The 22148-nt window shown below is 37.8% G+C and carries 24 protein-coding genes and 1 tRNA gene; 17 read left to right on the top strand and 8 right to left on the bottom strand.

What is annotated here, in order from left to right; translation table 11 throughout:
- The first annotated feature begins 34 nt into the window (after window positions 1-34).
- The gene (locus BM383_RS12315) at window positions 35-394 is read left to right on the top strand and encodes a hypothetical protein (protein WP_093025445.1); all 360 of its coding nucleotides are present in this window, start codon (window positions 35-37) and stop codon (window positions 392-394) included.
- Here the strand turns inward: BM383_RS12315 and BM383_RS12310 are convergent.
- Window positions 381-1211: an endonuclease/exonuclease/phosphatase family protein gene (locus BM383_RS12310; protein ID WP_093025444.1), complete on the bottom strand. Its 831-nt coding sequence runs from the start codon at window positions 1209-1211 to the stop codon at window positions 381-383. The two genes, BM383_RS12315 and BM383_RS12310, sit on opposite strands and share 14 nt — an antisense overlap.
- Window positions 1212-1330: 119 nt before the next feature.
- Here BM383_RS12310 and pheS point away from each other — a divergent pair, with 119 nt between their 5' ends.
- Together pheS and BM383_RS12300 are read left to right on the top strand one after the other, a co-directional pair.
- Entirely contained in the window at window positions 1331-2350 is a 1020-nt protein-coding gene (gene pheS, locus BM383_RS12305) for a phenylalanine--tRNA ligase subunit alpha (RefSeq protein ID WP_093025443.1), read from the top strand.
- A 24-nt stretch (window positions 2351-2374) separates the two neighbouring features.
- Entirely contained in the window at window positions 2375-2770 is a 396-nt protein-coding gene (locus BM383_RS12300) for a hypothetical protein (protein WP_093025442.1), read from the top strand.
- Window positions 2771-2879: 109 nt separating this feature from the next.
- Here the strand turns inward: BM383_RS12300 and BM383_RS12295 are convergent, their stop codons facing one another.
- Window positions 2880-4964, bottom strand: a complete 2085-nt coding sequence (locus BM383_RS12295; RefSeq protein ID WP_093025441.1) for a zinc-dependent metalloprotease — start codon at window positions 4962-4964, stop codon at window positions 2880-2882.
- A gap of 185 nt (window positions 4965-5149) precedes the next feature.
- Between BM383_RS12295 and BM383_RS12290 the strand changes: the two genes are divergently transcribed.
- Entirely contained in the window at window positions 5150-7828 is a 2679-nt protein-coding gene (locus BM383_RS12290) for a zinc-dependent metalloprotease (protein WP_093025440.1), read from the top strand.
- Between the two features lie 51 nt (window positions 7829-7879).
- Here BM383_RS12290 and pth read toward each other — a convergent pair whose 3' ends face one another.
- The 3 genes from pth to BM383_RS12275 all read right to left on the bottom strand — a co-directional run bounded on the left by pth (window position 7880) and on the right by BM383_RS12275 (window position 10107).
- On the bottom strand, window positions 7880-8446 hold the full coding sequence (gene pth / locus BM383_RS12285) for an aminoacyl-tRNA hydrolase (protein WP_093025439.1): 567 nt from the start codon (window positions 8444-8446) through the stop codon (window positions 7880-7882).
- An 86-nt stretch (window positions 8447-8532) separates the two neighbouring features.
- A complete protein-coding gene (locus BM383_RS12280) occupies window positions 8533-9138 on the bottom strand; it encodes a 50S ribosomal protein L25/general stress protein Ctc (protein WP_093025438.1) in 606 nt (201 codons plus the stop codon).
- Window positions 9139-9165: 27 nt separating this feature from the next.
- Entirely contained in the window at window positions 9166-10107 is a 942-nt protein-coding gene (locus tag BM383_RS12275) for a ribose-phosphate pyrophosphokinase (protein WP_093025437.1), read from the bottom strand.
- A 147-nt stretch (window positions 10108-10254) separates the two neighbouring features.
- Here BM383_RS12275 and BM383_RS12270 point away from each other — a divergent pair.
- Both BM383_RS12270 and BM383_RS12265 read left to right on the top strand, forming a co-directional pair.
- Window positions 10255-10336 (top strand) — tRNA-Leu (locus BM383_RS12270).
- Window positions 10337-10574: 238 nt separating this feature from the next.
- Entirely contained in the window at window positions 10575-11780 is a 1206-nt protein-coding gene (locus tag BM383_RS12265) for a site-specific integrase (protein ID WP_093025436.1), read from the top strand.
- Window positions 11781-11804: 24 nt separating this feature from the next.
- Here the strand turns inward: BM383_RS12265 and BM383_RS12260 are convergent, their stop codons facing one another.
- The 3 genes from BM383_RS12260 to BM383_RS12245 form a co-directional block, all read right to left on the bottom strand.
- On the bottom strand, window positions 11805-12353 hold the full coding sequence (locus tag BM383_RS12260) for a hypothetical protein (RefSeq protein ID WP_093025435.1): 549 nt from the start codon (window positions 12351-12353) through the stop codon (window positions 11805-11807).
- A 325-nt stretch (window positions 12354-12678) separates the two neighbouring features.
- The gene (locus BM383_RS12255; protein WP_093025434.1) at window positions 12679-12963 is read right to left on the bottom strand and encodes a DUF1896 family protein; all 285 of its coding nucleotides are present in this window, start codon (window positions 12961-12963) and stop codon (window positions 12679-12681) included.
- Window positions 12964-13520: 557 nt separating this feature from the next.
- On the bottom strand, window positions 13521-14378 hold the full coding sequence (locus BM383_RS12245; RefSeq protein WP_093025432.1) for an AraC family transcriptional regulator: 858 nt from the start codon (window positions 14376-14378) through the stop codon (window positions 13521-13523).
- A 268-nt stretch (window positions 14379-14646) separates the two neighbouring features.
- Between BM383_RS12245 and BM383_RS12240 the strand changes: the two genes are divergently transcribed.
- The 11 genes from BM383_RS12240 (at window position 14647) to BM383_RS12190 (ending at window position 22139) form a co-directional block, all read left to right on the top strand.
- Entirely contained in the window at window positions 14647-16011 is a 1365-nt protein-coding gene (locus BM383_RS12240) for an amidohydrolase family protein (protein WP_093025431.1), read from the top strand.
- A 17-nt stretch (window positions 16012-16028) separates the two neighbouring features.
- On the top strand, window positions 16029-16313 hold the full coding sequence (locus BM383_RS12235; protein WP_093025430.1) for a putative quinol monooxygenase: 285 nt from the start codon (window positions 16029-16031) through the stop codon (window positions 16311-16313).
- Window positions 16314-16336: 23 nt separating this feature from the next.
- Window positions 16337-16924 carry a cupin domain-containing protein gene (locus BM383_RS12230; protein ID WP_218157938.1) on the top strand — a complete coding sequence of 196 codons (588 nt, stop codon included), beginning with the start codon at window positions 16337-16339 and terminating at the stop codon, window positions 16922-16924.
- The gene (locus BM383_RS12225) at window positions 16921-17421 is read left to right on the top strand and encodes a PPC domain-containing DNA-binding protein (RefSeq protein ID WP_245766580.1); all 501 of its coding nucleotides are present in this window, start codon (window positions 16921-16923) and stop codon (window positions 17419-17421) included. Before BM383_RS12230 ends, BM383_RS12225 begins: the two co-directional genes overlap by 4 nt.
- A gap of 11 nt (window positions 17422-17432) precedes the next feature.
- Window positions 17433-18059, top strand: coding sequence for a VOC family protein (locus tag BM383_RS12220; protein WP_218157937.1), 627 nt, complete (start codon window positions 17433-17435; stop codon window positions 18057-18059).
- Window positions 18060-18087: 28 nt separating this feature from the next.
- Window positions 18088-18450 (top strand): EthD domain-containing protein, encoded by a 363-nt coding sequence (locus BM383_RS12215; RefSeq protein WP_093025429.1) that lies wholly within the window; start codon window positions 18088-18090, stop codon window positions 18448-18450.
- Window positions 18451-18513: 63 nt separating this feature from the next.
- A complete protein-coding gene (locus tag BM383_RS12210; protein ID WP_177229116.1) occupies window positions 18514-18834 on the top strand; it encodes a putative quinol monooxygenase in 321 nt (106 codons plus the stop codon).
- A 77-nt stretch (window positions 18835-18911) separates the two neighbouring features.
- Complete coding sequence (gene aroE / locus BM383_RS12205) at window positions 18912-19775, top strand: shikimate dehydrogenase (protein WP_093025427.1); 864 nt, start codon at window positions 18912-18914, stop codon at window positions 19773-19775.
- Window positions 19775-20140, top strand: coding sequence for a VOC family protein (locus BM383_RS12200; protein WP_093025426.1), 366 nt, complete (start codon window positions 19775-19777; stop codon window positions 20138-20140). The genes aroE and BM383_RS12200 overlap by 1 nt, the downstream gene beginning before the upstream one ends.
- A gap of 5 nt (window positions 20141-20145) precedes the next feature.
- Complete coding sequence (locus BM383_RS12195; RefSeq protein WP_093025425.1) at window positions 20146-21264, top strand: L-dopachrome tautomerase-related protein; 1119 nt, start codon at window positions 20146-20148, stop codon at window positions 21262-21264.
- 17 nt (window positions 21265-21281) lie between these two features.
- Entirely contained in the window at window positions 21282-22139 is an 858-nt protein-coding gene (locus BM383_RS12190; RefSeq protein ID WP_093025424.1) for an aldo/keto reductase, read from the top strand.
- Window positions 22140-22148: the final 9 nt, after the last annotated feature.

Genomic DNA, 22148 nt, shown 5'->3' with positions numbered 1-22148 from the left:
TTGTAACTTTGCCATCACGAAAAGAATTTTGAAGATGGCAAGAGACGAAAAACTCCGCGAACAGTGGAATGAAGTGGTTACTCAACTTTCCAACAGATTTGCAGATGGCGATGAGTTAGATTTGGAAAGTATTATATATTTAATAGGTGTTCAAGAATTGGGACAAGTACATAGAAAATTTAAAAAGGACGATAAGGTAAACCTCATGCATATTGCTATTTGCAAGTTGCTAGAACCGTACGGTTTTTATGAGTTTGAGTTTGTAGATCCAGATGGTTGGCCACATTACAAAGTGAAAGAAGAACTTCCTTCATTAAAAGCCGGTGAACAAAGTGTTTTAATGAAAGAAGCCATTGTGCATTATTTTATAGAAAGAGATTTTATTCAAGCATAGCCGAAATAAATACCGGTAAATGGTCGCTAGGATATTTAAATTCTGAAAAATCACTAATTACGCGGTAGCTGTTTACCGTAACATTTTTGGTTGTGAAAATATAATCAATCCTATTTTCTGGTATAATACTGAAATCATAACCCGTGAAAGTTCCAACCGGACCGTATGGTTTGGTTTTGGAATATTCATGACTATCATGAAGTGATTTGCTGAATATTTGAATTGGAGTAGATTCCGGAGTTAAATTGAAATCGCCTGTAACAAATGCTGCGTAATTTTCGGTATTTATTTCTTTTACTTTTTGAAGAATGAGTTTGGCAGCTTCTTCACGAGCTTTCACGCCCACATGATCAAAATGTGCATTGAAAACATAGAACTTTTGATTACTTTTTTTATTTGTAAACAAAGCATACGTACAAATTCTATTCAGTGCAGCATCCCAACCTTTACTAGGTTTTTCAGGAGTTGGAGAAAGCCAAAATGTAGCCGATTTTTCTAAAGTTACTTTTTGGGTGTTGTAAAAAATAGCCGAATATTCACCTTCTGTTTTTCCGTTATCACGACCAACGCCTACAAAGGCATAATCAGTGTTTTCGGTAATGTAATCTAGTTGATATTTTAATCCTTCCTGAGTTCCAAACACATCCGGACTGTAATAATTAATAAGATCTACTAAGGCAGTTTTACGCTTGCTCCAAGCATTTTCACCATCGTTTTCATTTCCGTAGCGAATGTTGTAACTCATCATTTTTAGTTCCTGAGCAAAACTAAAAGTACACATAAATGCAAGTAAGCAAAGTGCGATATATTTTTTCATATTGAAATATTTATAATACAAAGGTATGCTTTGGTGAAAACCAGTAGATGAAGATTACGTTATCTTTCCCTGTTTCTAGCCAAAATATTTTTAAATTTGCCCTTCATAAGTAAAAAGCCATGATAGACAAGATTAAGGAGCATATTGCGGAAGTTGAAAAATTTGATACTAAAGCAAAGGAAGAACTAGAAGCTTTCAGAATTAAATATTTAGGAAAAAAAGGCATATTGAATGACTTTTTTGCGGAATTTAGAAATGTTCCTAAAGAAGCTAAAAAAGAATTTGGGCAAACCATTAACCAGCTAAAACAAGCAGCTGAAGGAAAAGTTACCGAAATTCGCGAAGCGCTGGAAAATGCTGAAGAAGACAAAGGTGTGTATGGAGATCTTACACGTCCGTCAGAACCAATTAATTTAGGTTCGCGTCACCCGATATCATTGGTTAAAAATCAGATTATTGAAATCTTTTCAAATATAGGATTCAACGTTTCCGAAGGTCCGGAAATAGAGGACGATTGGCATAACTTTACCGCATTGAACTTGCCAGAGTATCATCCGGCACGTGATATGCAAGACACGTTCTTTATTCAAACGAATCCAGATGTTTTATTGCGTACGCACACCAGTTCTGTTCAGGTGCGTTATATGGAAAACAATCAACCGCCAATTCGTACCATTTCTCCTGGCCGAGTATTTAGAAATGAAGCTATTTCGGCGCGTTCTCACTGTATTTTCCACCAGGTAGAGGGTTTGTATATAGATAAAGATGTTTCGTTTGCAGATTTAAAGCAAACGCTTTTATATTTTACCAAAGAGATGTTTGGGAAATCTAAAATTCGTCTTCGTCCTTCTTATTTTCCATTTACAGAGCCAAGTGCTGAGGTAGATATTTATTGGGGATTAGAGAATGAAATTGATTATCGAATTACCAAAGGAACCGGTTGGTTAGAAATTATGGGTTGTGGTATGGTAGATCCTAATGTTTTGGAAAACTGCGGCATTGACTCTAAAGAATACTCAGGTTTTGCTTTTGGTATGGGAATAGAGCGTATAGCCATGTTGTTGTATCAAATTGGTGATATCCGTATGTTTTATGAGAACGATGTACGTTTCTTAGAGCAATTCAAATCAGCTTTATAATTCAGGAATTTTTAGTTTGAAGTAATGAAGAAAGATATTGAAATTCCAAAGGTTGAAAACGTCTACGTTGCTGTGGCGCACGAGTGGAACGAAGAGTTTCAAGGAAAAGACTGGAATGCCTACATTATAAACGACAGAGAAGATACAATTGAAACTGTTTTGATTGTTTCTAAAGGATATGATGGAGAGACCAAAACAGCAACGTTTCGCCATGTTATTCAAGCTTTAGAGCCAAAATCATACGGCAAAATAGAATTGATGCAAGAAGATGTGTTACGCTTGAATAATGAATTCTACGTAACATTCTTTGCAGAAGGTAAAATGTTTGAAAAGAAATTTATTTTCAGAAAAAATACTATCAATGAAAGAGCTATGCAAAACCTTCCTGTTCTAGAAATAGACGGAGTGCTTTGCAAGTAGTAAGTTGAAAATATAACAAATAAAAAATCCCGGAATATTCCGGGATTTTTTTGTTTAGATACTCATCGGAATTTTGACATCCGATGAGTATATGTAATTCTAGGTTAGATTATTTTTTAATAAACTGCATCGCAGTTGATTGGTTTCCGCTAGTGATTTTTACAATATAAATACCAGTTGCAATAGCACTTGTATTAATTTGTAGATCACTTTCAGATGAAATATTGCTTTCTAATACACGTTGACCTAAGGTATTGTAGATTGTGTAATGATCTGGAAGATCATTATTACCAATGTTAATGTTTAGAACATTAGATGCAGGATTAGGGTAAAGAGAAATAGTATCTAGTCCAAATTTATCAGTTCCCATAGTTCCTAAGTAGAATGATACAGATAATTCATTACTAAACTCACAACCAGTATAAAACGTTTCTCCATTCGCAATTAAACTAAAATAACCATCCGCATCCGAGTCTTCATTACTACATAAACCATCTCCAGAAGAGTCAAAAACTGTTAAGGTGTAGCAGCCGTCTTCTAGAGTAAAGTTTTGTGCATCTAGATCATCTAAGTAGTAGCCAAAAATATTGCTACTTCCTTGTTCGTAAGGGCCACCATTGTATAAAACATTACCATCAGAATCCGTTAACTCCCAAGTGGTCTCATATCCATAATAATCTGGCTGAAGCTCAAGGCTTATATCACTATTAGATTCGAAAGAATAGAAAGAAAATTCTATAGAATCGGTATCGTTTTCAGTATTTTCATCAGCTATACCATTTACGGTAGAGATAGAGACTTCAAATGTATGATCTCCAGAATTGTAAACCCCAGTTGTAGGTAGAGTAATCTCTTGAGAATCACCATAAGCCAATGTGCCGGTCCATGAATAGGTGTTTGCAGTTCCTTCATCTAATGTGTAAGAAATAGTGGCGCTTGTTAAATCAATACTACCCAAGTTGGTTAGTTTTAAATTAACATCTAAATCAGAGTCACATACAGATGCAGAATATGTGTCAATTTCTAACTTTCCATTATTATCTTGATCTGGTCCTGGAACTGAACATACTGTAGATGTCAATAGAGAAGCTCTTCTTGGAGAGTTTTCCAGAACAGCTAAAATTCTAGATTTTTGATCTTGTGTAAAAATATTCATACATGTGTCGTAGGTGTAATCCATATAGTTTTCAACCATGTCATTTTGGTCATCATTCGTACATGAGTTGATTGGAGTGGCACATGAACCATTTGATTGAGAAGCGGGTGGTGTGTCCGGGCAATAATCTTGGCCACTATCGGTTCCGTCAGAAGAAATTGTACAAGATGAATTATCACCCCAAATATGGCGTAAACCTAAGGCATGACCTATTTCATGAGTTAATGTTCTTCCCTTATCATATCCACTGAAGAAGGTTTCACCTGAGATATAATCTGTAGACCCAAAGCATCTCCAATCAAGAATAACACCGTCCGTGTCTGCATTTCCGTAATTTGTGCTTAAACCACCTAGACCTGAACTATTTGGGAATTGAGCATAACCAAGAACTCCGTTTAGGTTGCCTCCAAACTCACAAGTCCAAATATTGAAATATAAGGTAGGATCCCAATAGGTAGTTGGTTTTAAAACACTTTCCACGTTAGATTGATTCCAAGTGTGGCCGGATAAATTTACACGGTCAATACCATCTGTTAAGGTGCCGTCTGGCGCTGTTTGTGCTAAACAAAATTCAACTTCAATATCTGCTCCAACTTCATTATCATTATAACCAGGAGTACCTACCATTCTTCGGTAATCTTCATTAAGCACAGTAATCTGAGAGGCTACGCGTTCATATGAAATGTTTTCGTCTACACCTTCTGCATCTCCATCGTGAATAACGTGCACAACTACTGGGATGGTAACCACAGTACCCATTGTCTTGTTATTCGGAGAAGCTAAAATTCTTTTTTTGATCTCCTTCACTTTAGGTGCTATCCAAGCTTCAAATTCTTCAGTTGTTAATCTATTTGGACTTAACTCCTGAAGGCGTTCTTCATTTTCGGATGACAAACAACGAACAAAACCAAATTCTTGTTTGAAATTTTGATTTTCACTATTGAGAGTCAATGGAGTGGTGTTTTTCTTCTTTTGCTGTCCAAAACTTTGCAGGCAACCAGCAAAAAGTAGTAGTAAAAGAAAAGTAATTTTTCTCATAAGAGGGTATTTTTTGGATTATTTTCGATTGCAAAAGTGCACTTTATTCATTAAATATTAACAATATATTTAGATGAAATTTAAAAAATATACCAACCTGTAAAAAATCTCTACAAATATTTGATTAGTTCATATTATATTGCACAATGCATAACATTTTTTTTAAAATCTAAAAACTCAATTACATGAAAAAACTGTTACTTTGGTCTTTATTTAGCATATTTACAGTTTCTTGCTTTGGGCAAGATCTTTGGATATCTATTAATGAAGATAGGATAGAAGGGTCTTCCCTAATGGAGAGAGAAGCGATGCCAGATAAGTTTGATTTATATCAATTGAACTTTGTTCAAATTCAAAATAAGCTTAGTAACGCACCAAAAAGATTGTCAGGTGGTTTCTCTAATGTAGAGCTTCAGTTTCCTGTTGGAAATGGTGATTTAGAAACTTTCAGAATTTACAATGCTCCTGTGGTAGCCGAAGGTTTGTTATCAAAATATCCTAGCCTAAATTCTTATGTAGGGGAAGGGATTTCAAACCCATTGCATACCATCAGATTTAGTGTTACCCAATTTGGGTTGCATGCCATGCTATTTACATCAAATAGCAAGGTGATTTATATCGATACTTATACAAAGGACTTATCTAATTACATTGTATATGAGAAAAGTGATCTTTTTGAGAGTAGAGATTTTTCTTGCCAAGTTACCGATGAAGATGATTTAGGACAAAGGCAAATGAACACTTACATGAATGAATTGCCTGCAATGGATGATGGTATATTTAGAACATACCGTTTGGCAATGGCATGTACCATAGAATACGCAGCATACCATATAGCCGCTGCCGAAGTACAAGACGGTACTATCGATGAGCAAAAAGAAGCTGTCTTAGCGGCAATGGTTGTGACTATGACACGTGTGAATGGGATTTATGAGAGAGACATGGCAGTATCTATGCAATTGATAGATAACAATGATGATATTATTTTTATCACCAGTGATAATTTTAGTAACAACAATGCAGGTGCTTTAATTAATCAAAGTCAGACTGTAATAGATAATGTAATAGGGATTTTTAACTATGATATTGGACATACAGTTAGTACTGGAGGTGGAGGTTTAGCTCAGCTAAACGTACCTTGTACATCTAGTAAAGCTCGTGGAATTACTGGTTCGTCAGCGCCAGTTGGTGATCCATATGATGTAGATTATGTAGCCCATGAAATGGGACATCAGTTTGGGGCAACTCATACCTTTAACAATTCATGTGGCGGTAATCGAAGCAGTTCCACTGCCGTAGAGCCAGGAAGTGGAAGTACTATAATGGCATATGCAGGTATTTGTGCGCCTAATGTTCAAAGTAATTCAGACGATTATTTCCATGCTGTTAGCATTGCTCAAATGAAAAATTGTGTATTGTTTACGGCAACATGTTCAGATGATATTGCTAACGGAAATTCGGCTCCGGTTGTAGATGCTGGGAATGATTATACAATACCAATGAGTACTCCTTATGTATTGGAGGGAACAGCTGTAGATGCAGATGGGGATGACTTAACTTATTGTTGGGAACAAATAGATAATGAAATTTCCAGTCAACCACCTGTGCAAATAGCAAGCGGAGGTCCAAATTATCGTAGTTTAGATCCAGTGTCTTCACCAAAAAGATATTTTCCAGATCTTTCACTTGTTTTAAATGGAGTTTTGTCTTCCACTTGGGAAGTAACACCATCAGTAGATAGGTCTTTAGATTTTTCGTTAACGGTAAGAGATAATGAATTGGTTAATGGAGGTCAAACTTCTAGAGATGATGTATCTATTACTGTAGATGGAAATGTTGGTCCATTTGAAGTTACGTCTCAAACCACATCAGAAACATCTTGGGAACAAGGAACTACAGAAACAATTACTTGGGATGTGAATAGTACAAACACATTAACCGGTGGTGCCAATGTAGATGTATATTTATCTATTGATGGAGGGGCAAATTTTGATATACTGCTTGTTGAAGATACTCCGAATGATGGAAGTGTAGATATCACCGTGCCAGATCTTGCAGCAACAAGTTGTAGAATCATGGTCAAAGCATCGGATAATATTTTCTATAATGTAAACTCTAGCGTTTTTGCTATTGGTTATACCCTTACGGAAACTTGTATTACATATTCAAATGAAACTACACTTTCAGTTCCTGATGGAGTGGGAGCAGGTTCTCCTGGTGCTGTGGTTTCAAATGCTGTAACCATTTCTGAAGATATTACGGTACAAAGTGTAACTGCAACCGTAGATGCTACACATACGTACATACAAGATCTTGTAATAGGGTTAAATAGTCCAAATGGAACTCAAGTATTGTTATGGAATAGAGATTGTGCCGGTCAAGATGCATTTACTGTTACGTTTGACGATACCGGTTCGGGCATTGTTTGTGCAAACCCAACTGTAGGTACATATGCCCCGGATGGAAACCTATCGGATTTTTCCGGAGAGTCTTCTGCCGGTGATTGGGAACTTCTAGCAGCAGATTATTATAGTAGTGATACAGGAGATATCAACTCATGGTCAATTACTATTTGCGGTCAAGTAGCAACTCTAAATAATGCGAAGCTAGGAGGAATTCAGTCGTTCAATATTTATCCGAATCCAAACAATGGTAATTTTACTCTATCCATGGCTTCTAATTCTGGCGAAAATATTGGCGTGAGTATTTTTGATATTAGAGGACGAAGTGTTTTTGCTCAAGAATTTTCAAACTCAGGAAGTCTAACTAAAAACCTGAATTTGACAAATGTCTCTTCAGGGGTATATTTGGTGAAGGTTTCTGACGGAATAAGTACCGAAACTAAGAAGATTGTAATTCAATAAGATTTATAAGAAAGAAAATAAAAAAGGAGTGATTTTTAATCACTCCTTTTTTTATTTTCCATTAAAAGAATTCATGGTTATGTTTAATCCTGAAAGTACAAATGATGGAATTATTTCTATAGACTTTTGTAAACGTTCTTTCATTTTATCTTGCTCTTCTTGGCTCCAGGTTCCAAGAACATAATCTATCTGCTGACCTTTTGAATACTCAGCACTAATGCCAAATCTAAATCTTGGATAATTGGTTGTTTGAAGTTGATTCTGGATATCTTTAAGGCCATTATGTCCACCATCGCTTCCTTTACCTTTAAGGCGTATAGTTCCAAATGGTAAATTAAGATCATCGGTAATAATCAATATATTCTGAATATCTATTTTTTCTTTCTCCATCCAGTATCTTACCGCCTTTCCGCTAAGATTCATGTATGTACTCGGTTTCAAAAATGTAATAGCTCTCCCTTTAATTTTTTGGGTGCAAATGCTTCCTAGCTTAGCCGATTCAAAAGTGAGGTCGTGCTCTTTGGCATAGGCGTCTAAAATTTTAAAACCGATGTTGTGTCTGGTCTCGTCGTATTCTGAGCCAATATTTCCAAGGCCAACAATGAGAAACTTCTTCATTTTTTTCTGAATTTTTTCTGAATGATGCAAAAATAAAAAAAGCACTCTAAGTAGAGTGCTTTTCTTGTATAAGCTATGCTTAGGAATTATTTTTTCTTTCCTGCAGCTTTTTCTGCTTTTGCAGCTTCTTGAGCAGCTTTCATTGCCGCACGAGAAATTCTTACTTGACAAACTACAGTGTTGTCTGGGTGCATAATTTTGTAATCTTCAGTAGCAACCGCAGTAACATATAATTTGTTACCCATGTTTAATCCAGAAATGTCAGCATAGATATAATCTGGTAAGTTAGCAGGAAGCGCTTTTACTTTTAGTTTACGGTTAACCAAACGTAAAACTCCACCAGCCATAACACCTGGAGATTTTCCTGTAACTTTTACAGGGATTTCAATAGTAACTTCTTTATCATCATGTAATTGATAGAAATCAATATGTAAGATTTCATCTGTTACAGGGTGAAACTGAATGTCTTGTAAAATTGCGTTGAAAGATTTTCCACCTTCCAAATCAATCACAGCTGTGTGTGCGTCTGGAGTGTAAACCAAATCTTTGAATGCAATACTTTCTGCTGAAAAGTGAATTGGGTTTTCTCCTCCGTATAACACGCAAGGAACCATTCCAGCATTACGTAAGGTCTTAGTAGCTACTTTACCCACGCTTTCTCTTTCTTGTCCTTTAATTGTAATTGACTTCATTATATAAAATTTAAATAAAAATAATTCTTACATTAAAAATTTCGAACTGATCGAAACATTATCTTGTACTCGGTGCATCACATCTGCAAAAAGTTTAGCACAGCTAAGTCTTCTTACCTTATCTGATGGTTGTCTTAAAGGAATTGAATCTGTTGTGATCAATTCTTTAAGTGCAGATTTTTCAATTCTTTCAAAAGCATCACCGCTTAACAAAGCATGCGTTGCAATAGCTCTTACGCTAATGGCGCCTTTTTCAATCATTAAATCTGCAGCTTTGGTCAATGTTCCTGCAGTGTCTACCATGTCATCTACCAAAATCACATTTTTACCACGAACATCTCCAATAAGCTCCATGTGTTCTATAACATTGGCTTTTTTACGTTGTTTGTAACAAACAACAACATCAGAGTTTAAATACTTTGAGTACGCATAAGCTCTTTTAGAACCACCCATATCTGGAGAAGCAATAGTTAAATTGTCTAATCCAAGACTTTTCACATATGGAAGAAAAACAGTAGAGGCAAATAAATGATCTACAGGTCTTTCAAAAAATCCTTGGATTTGATCTGCATGCAAATCCATGGTTATAATTCGGGTTGCTCCAGCAGTTTCTAAAATATTGGCAACCATTTTAGCCGCTATCGGAACCCTTGGTTTATCTTTTCTGTCCTGTCTTGCCCATCCAAAATATGGCATTACTGCAGTAATGTGTCTTGCAGAAGCTCTTTTGGCGGCATCTAACATAAGAAGCATTTCCATTAAATGCTCTGGTCCAGGATGTGTAGAACCTATAATAAATATACGTGCACCGCGAATAGACTCTTCAAAGGATGGTTGAAACTCCCCATCACTATAGGTAGAGAAAGTCATTTTACCCAATTCCGCGCCATATTCTTTAGCGATTTCTTGAGCTAATTCAACGCTTTGTCTGCAAGCAAATATTTTAGGTTCTGGCGCTACATATGCCATAGCTAAATTGTTGTTTAGTAGTTATTTAATATTGTGTTGTGTAAATTGAGGTGCAAATTTAGAAATAATTTTCAACTCCAAAAGATAATTCTTTAATTTAATTTGTTTTTGGATTGGAAAAAATTATTACATTTGCACTCCTAAAATGCTCGAGTGGCGGAATTGGTAGACGCGCTGGATTCAAAATCCAGTTCTTTCGGGAGTGTGGGTTCGATTCCCACCTCGAGTACTTTTAACATATTAAATGATATTAAAACCCTGTAAAACACTAGATTTTACAGGGTTTTTCTTTTTTCAGTATTCAATTAAAATCAATTAAATACAACTAATATGGGAGTGATTCGGGTGCACTTCGGGTGTCACTACAGGTGCGCCCGAATTAGTATTAAATCTTTATAAATCAAGGTTTTGTTGTTTTTGTGTTTGGTTGCTATCTGCTATCTTTGAAAAAGAAAAAGGTGTAACCTATGCAAGAATTATTATCTATATTATTCTATATCAGAAAAAGTAAAGTGCAAGATTTAGACGTTGGTACTATTTATTTGCGTATTACTTATAATGGAGAACGCTCCGAATTAAGCACCTTTTTAAAGGTGAGTTTGGAGAAATGGAATGCCAAGGCTAATAAATTGATGGGTTCTTCTCCTACTACGAAAGAGGTAAACCGGAACCTAGACATGATTAAGAAAAATGTATATCGTGCTTATCAAGATATGATGGATAAGCAACAAGATATTACAGCCTTAAAACTTCGCAACCGTTATTTAGGGAAAGACGATTCCAGAAAACACATTCTTGAAGTGTTTGACGAGCATAATGCTAAAATGGAAAAATTGGTTGGGAAAGATTATACCATGCGAACATTGCAACGTTACAAAACAACCAAGCGACATGTGTCTGATTTTAATTTGGCAAACTATTCCGCAAAGGATTATTTGGTGAAAGATATTGATGTAAAGTATATCAATAGTTTTATCTATTACCTAAAAACTACGGCACACGTTTCCCATAACTCTGCAATGAAGTATTTATCCTATTTAAAAAAGGTAATTCGTATTTGTTATGCCAATGGCTGGATTGAAAAAGATCCGTTTTACAATTTCAAGTTACGAACTCAAGAAATTGAAAAAGAGTTTTTGACCAAAGAGGAATTGAATAAGCTGATTGAAAAGGAACTTTCCAACGAGCGTTTGGAACAGGTGCTGGACGCTTTCATATTTTCTTGTTTTACCGGACTGGCGTATGTCGATGTTACCAAATTAACCCATGATGATATCATCTTGGGAATTGATGGAGAACAATGGATTAAAGTTAAACGAACCAAAACCGGAACCGTAAGTAATATTCCTTTACTTCCGGCAGCCAAACATATTATTGCTAAATATTATGACGAAGAGCAAAAAGGTTTGCCTTTGTTACCGATGTCTAGCAACCAAAAAACAAATAGCTATCTTAAAGAGATAGCCGATATATGCGAAATTAATAAGAACCTTACTTTTCATGTGGCTCGCCATACCTTTGCCACTACCGTTACTTTATCCAACGGAGTTCCTATTGAATCTGTTAGCAAAATGCTCGGCCATAAATCTTTAAAAACTACCCAGCATTATGCTAAGATTGTAGACCGTAAGCTTAGTGATGATGTTCAAAAACTTAAAAAAGTTTTTGGATAGAGTTAAAATTTAAATGTGGTAAAATTATTCTACTTTACCTTTCATATCATCAGGTACTTCAGTAAAAGGAGTTTTATATATCATATTATTATACAAACTTAGTTCTCTCCAGTCTTCCAGTTTGTAATAATCTTTAACGTTTTTACCTGAACGATGAAGAATTTCCATAGATAAGCGCATTTCAATAGCCTCAAAATCATGTGCTACATTATCTTCTAGATGTTTAACTTTATCATAAGTGGTCTCAAATCTTTTAAAAGGTGTGCCTCTTTCAAAATAATCCCAATGAGTTGCTTCATCTTCATAGTAGTGAACTTTAAAAACCATAGCTGCAAATCCTCTAAAAGCTGGAATTCGTTTTTCATAGCTCTTTAATGGTACATCTCCTTTAATTTTATAAATATTTTTTCGTATCAACCATACTATATCATCAACAAAAAGAGGCCCCGTTAATGGCTCTGATTTTATAAAATCCTCTTGAGAGTAATCTTTTTCATTTTCAACTACATAATAGTAAGGGTATATAATTAGATGAAAGGTATTGGATAAATCATCCTCTGAAAAGTCACACATATTAACGACTTTTGCATATATATCCTAGGTTATGGTTTAGTTTTATTTGAATTATATTTCCGCTTTTTAAAATGACTTTTTTCATTAATTTTTTATTGCTATGTTTTGTTTTTGGATGTATAGAAACAGGTTGTCATTCTATAACATCTTTCTAATTCTGCAGAGTAAAAGATCTCACTGGATAAACTTGAATATTGCTTAATTCAAAGTTAGCTTTTTTATAGCAATAATGATCTTTAACTATCAAAGGAAGCATGATATTGAGAATAGTCCATTATTTTCTCATATTCTAATTTTCCATTTTAATATTGGATGGATAGGGCGGTCAAAGTTCCTCATCTGCCATTATGGTATCAAACTCATTGCATACCACCTGAAAAACGGTGTCGAATTTGGAGAAGTGTAAGCCCTCAAACAGAATGTAGTTGGCTATTTCGTTACATTGTTCAACTGTATTTCCCGAACTAAATGCACCCTCGTAGGCATTGGTAGCCCACGAAGAACGTTGCTCAATAAATTTTTGGTCGTGTGCCTTTTCGGGGAAGCTGGTGTTTAATAATTCTTGCAGTCGTAACCTGAAATACGATAGGTCTTTTTGATGTGTGTCCATACTATAATTTTGTTTAGAATTTTACTTGAAGCCTAAAATTATAGCAGCAGGGAAACCCCTTTGAAGAAGTGGCAGGGTTTGGCTTTACGTGGCGGGATTTGGCGTAATACCTAATGTTAAAAGGTTAAATTTGTACTTTGTAGTTATTAAGATTGACAAAAACAAACGACATCGGTTTCATTCCCATAGAAAATCAAGCTCAAGACTTTCCAAGACATTTTCACAAAACATTCTGCATTTCGCTGATAAAAAGTGGGATTGAAAAGATTGAATTCAAAAACGAATTCCTATGCGCTAATGAAAAATGTATTTCAATAACTTACCCTTATGAAATTCAAGCTAATCCGATTATTGGCAAAGACATAAAATTTTGTTTTGATACTATTTATATTTCGCAAGAATTGATGTACTATATAGTTGGAAAAAGAAAAGTAGAATTCTTTTCGCGACAAATTCAGGATAGCCAAATCAACTAATCTTTCATTCAATTATCGCTCTTTTAAAAGGCAAACAAACTTGATGGTACTATATTTTATGTCAGATGATGTTGCGTATTCTTATGCCAAGTCATTGCCCTCTAAGTATAGCTTTCTATACACTTTAGGGGCGATACCTTTATGCGTTTTGAAAAACTTATTCAGGTGGCTTTCATCAGTAAACCCAAACTCGTCAGCTATTTGTGAGAGCGTGATAGATGGCACCGAAAGACGTTTCTCGATAATCCTGATGCGGTAATCTTTCACATAAGTTCGATAACTGATATCAAACTTATTTTTAAAATAATCACTAAAATAATTGGGCGATATGGAAAAATGTCCGGCAATATTTTTAATTTGAAGTAAACCGGGGTTATAGATATGTTGATGAATATATGAAATAAGCTCTTCCTTGTCCGGCTCACCATTGTCAATCCTGATGTTGAGCTTCGCAGCAGCCTCTTTGATTAGTCCGAAAATAGAAAGGATTTGGTAAAACATCAACGGCGATTGCGCAATATCTTTTTTACAATTATAAGCCACGATGTTCTCTATTGTGTTTTTAAGTATGGATACGCAAGGTTCATCCATTTCTAATTTTACCTCTTTTAGTAGTTTATTGCGCATAATAGTTTCCGGTGTGAGGGAAATAAAGGCATCAGCCTGGTAGTAAATCGTATGTCCCGAAAAATAATCGTCCGTGAATTTTATGAAAGTAAAATGGGTCTTCTCTGCAATCTCGAAATAATGTTCATCTTCAGGACTGATGATAAAAAGGTCTCCGGTTTTGTAAGGCAAACGGCTGCTGTTGAGTAAATGAATACCACCGCCACTGCGGATATACACTAGTTCGTAATAAGTGTGGCTGTGTATGGGAAGATGAAAAGTCTTTTCCTGATAATCGTGGATGACCAATTGTTCGAACTGTATCTTTTTCATAGGTATTTTGATTGATAAGATAAATTTACAAAAACACCCTGTGTTTTTACAAATTTTATCAAAATGACATTGCTGAACTTTGTTTTTAAATGACTGGGGTTAAATATTATCGTACGACATATTGCACGAAGACAGGTAATCTGCTCCTGTAGACATAGCCCGTACTTGCAGTGATTGGTCTGTTACCGTGTCACGTACACAAAGAAACTTCAGAAATTTAATTAAAGAAGTAGTCAGAGAAATTAATTAACCGAAAAAATAACAGTCTGTGAATATCAGAAAATTTTGTCAGTCAGGATTAATAGCTATAGTATTCTTAGCATTATTTGCCTGCAAGAATGATAAAAGCAACAAAAAAGAAACGCTTTTACTAAAAGATGTTACGCTCATCGACGGTAACGGAGGCGCTCCCCGCAAACATACAGATATCCTGATACAGGGTGATAGCATTGCCAATATCGGAAATAACCTGGATACAGTCGGTGTAAAAACCGTTAACCTTTCGGGTAAATATGGTATGCCCGCACTCATCAGCGCCCACGTTCATATTGGTTCGTTAAAAGGTACTACCAATAAAGCAGAGAGTTACACGAGGGATAATATACTCTCCCAACTCAAAAAATATGCAGACTACGGTGTGCTCAACATTATGGTAATGGGTAGCGACAGGCCGTATCTTTTTGAAAGCGGTATCAGGGATAGTTCTGCCGTTGGTTTTTTGCCGGGAGCACGTATCCATAGTGCTGGCTATGGTTTTGGCGTTCCAAACGGAGCACCGCCCATCAACTTTGCAATGGATAATGTTTACCGTCCAACTGACATAAAGCAGATTCCGGCAGAGATGGATAGCCTGCAAAAGGTAAATCCCGAAGTGGTCAAAATTTGGGTGGATGATTTTGGCGGAAAATTTACCAAAATGAAACCTGAAATCTATAAAGCAATCATAGAGGAAGCGCACAAACGCCAATTGCGGGTAGCTGCCCATTTGTATTATCTTTCTGATGCCAAACAATTAATTGCCGACGGCGTCGATATTATCGGGCACAGCATACGTGACAGTATCATCGATGATGCCACCATTCAGCAGATAAAGAGCAAAGGAATTATCTATGTTCCTACGCTTTCCCTCGATGAGTTTACCTACATCTATGCCCGCAAACCGGAATGGGTAAAAGATCCCTTCTTTAAAAATTCACTGGAACCCGGCGTGTATGAAATGATCACTTCTGCCAAATATCAAAATGATTTAAAAAATGAGCCCGATTATGTTAAGAATGTGAAAGCTTTTGAAATGGCCCTCAAAAATCTGAAAAAATTGTATGATGCCGGAATTCTCGTTGCAATGGGAACTGATAGTGGTGCGATGCCTTTGCGGGCACAAGGTTTCAGCGAGCATTTGGAAATGGAACTGATGGTTCAGGCGGGGCTTACGCCTTTACAGGCAATTACTGTAGGTACAAAAAATGCGGCGGAAATGCTAAAGATTGACAATAAGTTCGGGACCATCGAAAAAGGAAAAACCGCGGATTTATTAATTCTCAACGGCAACCCAGCAAAAAACATCAAGGCAACCCGAAATATCTTCTCCGTTTACAAAGCAGGCAAAGAGGTGAGCAATGGTCCATTAAAATAAAATATAAAATCTAAAGAATGTTAACAGTAATCGCTAAAATAATAGCTAAAAAAACGAAAGTGGCAGAAACTAAGGCGCTTTTGCAATCGCTTGTAGCTCCGACCTTACAAGAGGAAGGCTGTATCCAATATGATCTCCACCAAGGAAGTGCCGAAGAGCAGGTGTTCTTTTTCTACGAAAACTGGGAAGACAGGAATGCACTGGAAAAACATTTGGCTAATACTCATTTGGTAGCTTTCAAAGACAAAGCACAGGATTTACTGGAAAAACCAATGGAAGTATTCCTGCTAAGCAAGCTTTAGAATGTTTTCAAAAAAATAGGGTTATGGAAAGAAGAAAATTTATAAAGACTGGAACGCTTGCATTTGGTGGGCTTCTTATTCATCAACATTTATCAGCTATGACCAACGCAGAACCGCAGATATTGTATTTTAAAGATGACGGAAGCATTCCCAATAGCAGGTTTCCTTTGCTTTTGTACAAAAATGCGTTCTCACAAAGAGGTAATACTGGAGGTGACTGGTTAGAGGAGCATTTCGCTGCCAATGGCTGGGCCAATACCTGGCGGTGGGGCGTTTATCCCTTCCATCATTACCATAGCAATACCCACGAAGTTTTAGGTTGTTTCAGCGGCAATGCCTTATTGCATTTGGGTGGAGAGAAGGGAAAAAAGCTGAACATAGAAGCAGGCGATATCATCGTTATCCCCGCTGGTGTAGGACACAAATGCCTCAGCCATAGTAGTGATTTTACCGTCTTGGGCGCTTATCCGTATAACCTAAGTCCTGATTTGATGAAAGGAGAGAAAGGCGAACGCCCTGCTGCAGACAATAGGATTGCCCATCTCCAATTACCCGATAAAGACCCTTTCACAGGTGAAAGTTCGGGATTGACTAAAATCTGGAAAAAATGAAAATTTATTTAACCATCTTATTATCCATCATTGCTATGAACCTCCAGGCGCAAAACTTAACAGGAAATCAATGGTCAGCCCGTAAAGTCAACACGGCCTATATCGTAAGCTTGGCAGACAAAAGCAGTGTATTGGATGCCCTCACCGATTTTGTGGTGTCACAGAAAATAACAGCAGGACAGATTATAGGTATTGGAGCGACCAATGAGGCAACGCTGAGATTCTTTGACCCGACAACAAAGGAATACGTAGATAAAACATACAGTGAGCAAATGGAAATCTCCAATATTTCCGGAAATATTTCGGTTACGGAAGGAAAGCCTCTACTTCATCTCCACATTACGCTTGGAAAAAGTGACTATACAGCGTTGGCCGGTCATTTGCTCGATGCCAAGATACGTGGAGCCGGGGAGTTTTTCATTTATCCTTTAGATACAAAGGTGGTAAAAATAAAGAACGAAGACGTTGGATTGAATTTTTACGATTTTGAAAAATAACACAATTGAGGATGAAATTTATAACCCAAAATATTATCGCCCTTGCCGTTTCAGGATTGCTATTGGTTTCCTGCAATAACGGGTCGCAAAAAGAAGAAAACAACAAAAAAGAAGGTATGAATATAGAAAATAATTTCCGTGGTATCGACCACGTTGGGATGACTGTGCCGGATGTGAATGCCGCATCGGCTTTTTTTGAAAAGGCATTGAATGCCAAAACACTTTATGATGTCCTTCCGCAACGAGATAAACCTTTTAGCGGTGCTGAAACCGAAAAGCAATTGGGTATTCCCAAGGATAGTAAAATCATCCACATGCGGTTGGTGCAGATTGGAAATGGGCCTACTATCGAGCTTTTTCAATTTGCCGATGCGCCACAGCAAAAAACAGCCGGGTTAAATGATTATGGTCTTCAACATATGGCAGTCTATGTGGATGATATCGACGCTGCCTGCAAACAGTTTACGTCTGCCGGTGGAGAATTGCTCTCTCCGCCACACGGACTGGCGAATGTGGAAGATGGCCCTCGCAACAAAGGTGTTTACGGAAGAGCGCCTTGGGGAACGTTGATAGAATTGATTACCTATCCCGACGGGCTTAAAGATAAATCCCTGCACCGCTGGACACCGAAAAAATAGATCTGTTAATGCAAAAAAAAATAAAGCAATGATTAAGATGACCATGTTGCTGAAACGCAACCCGAAATTGACACAAGAAGAATTTGTAAAACATCATATCGAAAAGCACGGTCCTCTCTTCAGGCAGATTCCTGAAGCCAAAGACCACGTCATACGTTACTTACAGACCCATCCCATCAAGGAAAAATCCGCAGTGATTGGGGTCAATGATTTTGACGGCACCGCAGAACTTTGGTTCGACAGTGTAGACGGATTGGACAAAGTGCTTTCCTCCGATTTTTACAAAGAAAAGGTTTGGCCTGATGAGCTGACGTTCCTCGATCACGCCAACACTTTGGTAATGCTGGGTTATCAGGATGATATCATCGGAGACATCACCGAATTAAAATAAAAAGCTATGAAGTCCCTAAAAATAATACTCATTGCAACACTCATGTTGTACAATATAAATGCTATGGCACAGAAAAAAATAGAAGGCACGCTGGCTGCTATCACAGAGATAACGCCAAAAGAAGGTTATGAAAAAGATATTTTGAATGCTGTTAAAACTATCCAGGCTGAGGCATCCAAAGAGCCGGGATGTTTGCTGTTTTCTCTTTCCACCAAAAAAGATGCGCACAACACGGTCGTCCTTTTTGAGATTTTCAAAGATGAAGCAGCATTGGTATCCCATAAAGAACAGCAGCATACAAAAGATTTCGGAAAACAATTGCAAGGTAAATGCCAAGATAATAAAGTGACATTCTTAAACACTGTAAGCACATTACACAAGTAAATTAAAAGGATTTGTAGTTGGAACACAGAAATATCTAAAGACTATTACAAACAGTAACGAATTAGATTATTAAACAAATGGATAAACCGTTTATAGATTTTTTGCCGGCAATTACGGGTTCTTTTGCCCAGCCGGCGGCAGAAAACCCAACCGTAGCGATGGTAGAAGCCGCCTACCGCCATCACGGCTTGCACTTCCGTTATCTGAATTGCGAAGTGAGCCCGCAAAACCTGAAAGCGGCCGTAGAGGGTGCCAAAGCAATGGGTTGGGCCGGTTTCAACTGTTCTATCCCTCATAAAGTCAGCGTTATTCAATACTTAGACGGTCTGGGCGAATCGGCCAGGATTATCGGTGCGGTCAATACCATCGTCAACCGTGACGGTAAATGGATTGGCGAAAATACAGACGGTAAAGGCTTTGTTCAGGCATTGAAAGAAGTGGTCGACCCTGCTGGAAAAAAAATTACACTTTTTGGTGCCGGCGGTGCAGCACGTGCCGTATCGGTGGAATTGGCATTGGCTGGCGCTGCAACTATTACAGTTGTAAACCGTCCCAATGAAAGAGCCGAAGAAGTAGTGAGAAATCTGAACAAAAATACGCCGGTAACAGCAGTTTATCATCCCTGGACAGAAAAGTACAGCATTTCCCCCGATACCGAAATCGTAATTAATGCTACCAGCGTGGGCTTGTTTCCAAATGTGGACCAGCAACTTAACATCGATTTTGACAGTATCCTGCCCAATATGGTAATAGCAGACGGCATCCATAATCCGCCGCAAACGCATTTGCTCAAAACGGCTTCTGCCAAAGGTTGCAAGACTGTAAACGGCCTGAATATGCTGGTAAACCAAGGTGTAATTGGAATAAAATATTGGACCGGCGTTGATGTGGATCCTTCGGTGATGCACATTGCATTAAAAAAGATATTGAATATCGAATAATGAACCACTTATTAAAAAATATCGACCATATACTCATCACTATTCCACATGGAGCGAAAGAAGCGGCACGTCAATTTTATGCCGAGGTGTTACAGTTAAAAGAAATCTCCGGCAATCATCCACGGGGCGCAATATGGTTTGAAATGGGCGATATCCAGTTGCATTTACGGGAGGAAGACGGTCATCAGAGCCATTCCGATAGGCATCCGGCTTTTACCGTTTCGAATTTAATGCAGGCAAAACAATTTTTGGAAGAAAAGCAGGTGGCAATCAGCTTTTCGTCCGAAATTGAAGGAAGGGAACGTTGTTTTTTCCGTGACCCTTTCGGGAACAGATTTGAATTGATAGAACACATAAAATTATAGAACGAATGAGAAAATGGATCAAATTAAGTTGGGTTATTTTACTCATCCTAAAAACCCAAATGATAATGGCGCAGCAAAACTATGAGGTCATTGCCCGCATCAGTCCGCCCAATCCCGATATGTCGGGCATTGCCGTGAGTTCGGACAACAGGGTTTTTCTCGGCTTCCCCAGACACGCAGACAATCACAAGGAATTTGCATTGGCAGAATTGAAAGACGGCAATTTAGCGCCCTGGCCAGACAAGAACTTTGTTTATCCTTCTGCAAAGCCGGTAAAAGATTGGCTGGTGTCGCCACACGGAATGTATATGGACAAAAATGACGTACTCTGGATATTGGACGACGGAAAACGTTCAGGAACAGATGAAATACCTGAAGGGGCGGCGAAAGTGGTTGCCATTGACATTAAGACAAAAAAGATTTTGCATTCGTTGATTATTCCGAAACCAACCTTGCGCAGCACGGCTCATTTCAATGATCTTCGTGTTGACCTTTCTCACGGTAAGAGCGGTACGGTGTACATTGCTAATTCTGGCTTTAAAAACGATTTTTCGTTGGTTATTATTGATGTGGCTTCGGGAAAGGTAAAGGAAGTATTGCGAAATCACGTGTCCACTTCTCCCGAGCCTGACTTTATGGCGTTTCTGGAAGGAGAACCAAGACGCAGGGAAAATAAACAGTACAGTCTGCCTGCAGGTGGTGCGGACGGTATTTCCATCAGCCCGGACAACCAGACCTTATACTGGACAACCATTTCCGGAAGGAATATGTATAGTTTACCAACTGCTGTGTTAAGTGATTTTGAGAAGCCGGAAATGGAAATTGAAGCCGCCATAAAATCTGAGGGTCAGCATCCGGCTTGCGATGGCCTGGCGGAAGATGAGAATGGCAATATTTACTTCGGTGCCTTTGAACAACAATCATTGGTAAAAAGAACTCCCGATGGGAATTACGAAACCGTTTCACACGACACCAAAAACTATGTATGGCCTGATGGTTTGGCATTTCGCAATGGTTATTTGTATGTAACCCTCGGGCAATGGAACCGGCTTCCGGACTTCAACAACAAAAAGGATCTGCGCAAACCACCTTATCTCGTAATGAAAATCAAGGTTCCTGAGTAACACAAACAGTAAGGAATATGATAGATAAAATCACACTGAACGATGGTAATAAAATACCACAATTGGGTTTCGGCACCTACAAAGCTGCCGAGCAAGAAGGTATTGACAGTGTAAAATTTGCACTTCAAAACGGTTATCGTTTGTTGGATACAGCTGCTATCTATGGAAATGAAGTGGCGGTAGGCAAAGGCATTGTAGAAAGCGAAATACCCAGAAATGAAATTTTTCTGACCACAAAGTTGCATCGTGAAAACCTTGGCTATGAAAGTGCAAAAAAAGCTTTTGCAGAATCTTTGGAAAAGCTGAAGCTGGACTATGTAGATCTGTACCTGATCCATTGGCCTGCCAATACAAAAAATTACGACAATTGGCAAAAAGCCAATTCCGAAACGTGGCGGGCAATGGAAGAGCTGCAAAGCGAAGGCAAAATAAAATCGATCGGCGTGAGCAACTTCAGGAAAAAACACCTGGACGCGCTTCTGGAGAAGGCAAAAGTGGTTCCGGCGGTCAATCAGATTGAATTTCATCCCGGTTACTGGCAGCCGGAAGTTACGAAACTCTGCAACGACCTTTCCATATTGGTAGAAGCGTGGTCGCCTTTGGCAAAGGGAAAAATTTTTCATAATGAAATTTTGCGGTCAATTGCAGAAAAATACGGCAAAACAGTTTCACAGGTGACTTTAAGATGGATTATTGAACTCGGTGCTGTACCCATTCCAAAATCGACCACCAGTGAAAGAATACTTGAAAATCTGGAAGTTTTCGATTTTAAACTTTTACCAGAAGACGTTTCCATTATCTGTGAGCTGCCTGTAATGGGCTTCAGCGGCGAACTGCCTAACGAATGGCCGGATGTAGTGAAAGTTGATCATTAAATAATAGAA

This window comes from Pustulibacterium marinum, assembly GCF_900116665.1.
GTDB classification, from domain to species: domain Bacteria; phylum Bacteroidota; class Bacteroidia; order Flavobacteriales; family Flavobacteriaceae; genus Pustulibacterium; species Pustulibacterium marinum.
The sequence above is the reverse complement of the archived record's forward strand: the minus strand, read 5'-3'. Positions and strand labels throughout refer to the sequence as shown.

What these genes read in the sequence shown, in the direction of transcription:
- BM383_RS12315 (WP_093025445.1), top strand. Translation starts at nt 35, where the DNA reads ATGGCAAGAGACGAAAAACTCCGCGAACAGTGGAATGAAGTGGTTACT.
- BM383_RS12310 (WP_093025444.1), bottom strand. Translation starts at nt 1,211, where the DNA reads ATGAAAAAATATATCGCACTTTGCTTACTTGCATTTATGTGTACTTTT.
- pheS (WP_093025443.1), top strand. Translation starts at nt 1,331, where the DNA reads ATGATAGACAAGATTAAGGAGCATATTGCGGAAGTTGAAAAATTTGAT.
- BM383_RS12300 (WP_093025442.1), top strand. Translation starts at nt 2,375, where the DNA reads ATGAAGAAAGATATTGAAATTCCAAAGGTTGAAAACGTCTACGTTGCT.
- BM383_RS12295 (WP_093025441.1), bottom strand. Translation starts at nt 4,964, where the DNA reads ATGAGAAAAATTACTTTTCTTTTACTACTACTTTTTGCTGGTTGCCTG.
- BM383_RS12290 (WP_093025440.1), top strand. Translation starts at nt 5,150, where the DNA reads ATGAAAAAACTGTTACTTTGGTCTTTATTTAGCATATTTACAGTTTCT.
- pth (WP_093025439.1), bottom strand. Translation starts at nt 8,446, where the DNA reads ATGAAGAAGTTTCTCATTGTTGGCCTTGGAAATATTGGCTCAGAATAC.
- BM383_RS12280 (WP_093025438.1), bottom strand. Translation starts at nt 9,138, where the DNA reads ATGAAGTCAATTACAATTAAAGGACAAGAAAGAGAAAGCGTGGGTAAA.
- BM383_RS12275 (WP_093025437.1), bottom strand. Translation starts at nt 10,107, where the DNA reads ATGGCATATGTAGCGCCAGAACCTAAAATATTTGCTTGCAGACAAAGC.
- BM383_RS12265 (WP_093025436.1), top strand. Translation starts at nt 10,575, where the DNA reads ATGCAAGAATTATTATCTATATTATTCTATATCAGAAAAAGTAAAGTG.
- BM383_RS12260 (WP_093025435.1), bottom strand. Translation starts at nt 12,353, where the DNA reads ATGTGTGACTTTTCAGAGGATGATTTATCCAATACCTTTCATCTAATT.
- BM383_RS12255 (WP_093025434.1), bottom strand. Translation starts at nt 12,963, where the DNA reads ATGGACACACATCAAAAAGACCTATCGTATTTCAGGTTACGACTGCAA.
- BM383_RS12245 (WP_093025432.1), bottom strand. Translation starts at nt 14,378, where the DNA reads ATGAAAAAGATACAGTTCGAACAATTGGTCATCCACGATTATCAGGAA.
- BM383_RS12235 (WP_093025430.1), top strand. Translation starts at nt 16,029, where the DNA reads ATGTTAACAGTAATCGCTAAAATAATAGCTAAAAAAACGAAAGTGGCA.
- BM383_RS12230 (WP_218157938.1), top strand. Translation starts at nt 16,337, where the DNA reads ATGGAAAGAAGAAAATTTATAAAGACTGGAACGCTTGCATTTGGTGGG.
- BM383_RS12225 (WP_245766580.1), top strand. Translation starts at nt 16,921, where the DNA reads ATGAAAATTTATTTAACCATCTTATTATCCATCATTGCTATGAACCTC.
- BM383_RS12220 (WP_218157937.1), top strand. Translation starts at nt 17,433, where the DNA reads ATGAAATTTATAACCCAAAATATTATCGCCCTTGCCGTTTCAGGATTG.
- BM383_RS12215 (WP_093025429.1), top strand. Translation starts at nt 18,088, where the DNA reads ATGATTAAGATGACCATGTTGCTGAAACGCAACCCGAAATTGACACAA.
- BM383_RS12210 (WP_177229116.1), top strand. Translation starts at nt 18,514, where the DNA reads ATGGCACAGAAAAAAATAGAAGGCACGCTGGCTGCTATCACAGAGATA.
- aroE (WP_093025427.1), top strand. Translation starts at nt 18,912, where the DNA reads ATGGATAAACCGTTTATAGATTTTTTGCCGGCAATTACGGGTTCTTTT.
- BM383_RS12200 (WP_093025426.1), top strand. Translation starts at nt 19,775, where the DNA reads ATGAACCACTTATTAAAAAATATCGACCATATACTCATCACTATTCCA.
- BM383_RS12195 (WP_093025425.1), top strand. Translation starts at nt 20,146, where the DNA reads ATGAGAAAATGGATCAAATTAAGTTGGGTTATTTTACTCATCCTAAAA.
- BM383_RS12190 (WP_093025424.1), top strand. Translation starts at nt 21,282, where the DNA reads ATGATAGATAAAATCACACTGAACGATGGTAATAAAATACCACAATTG.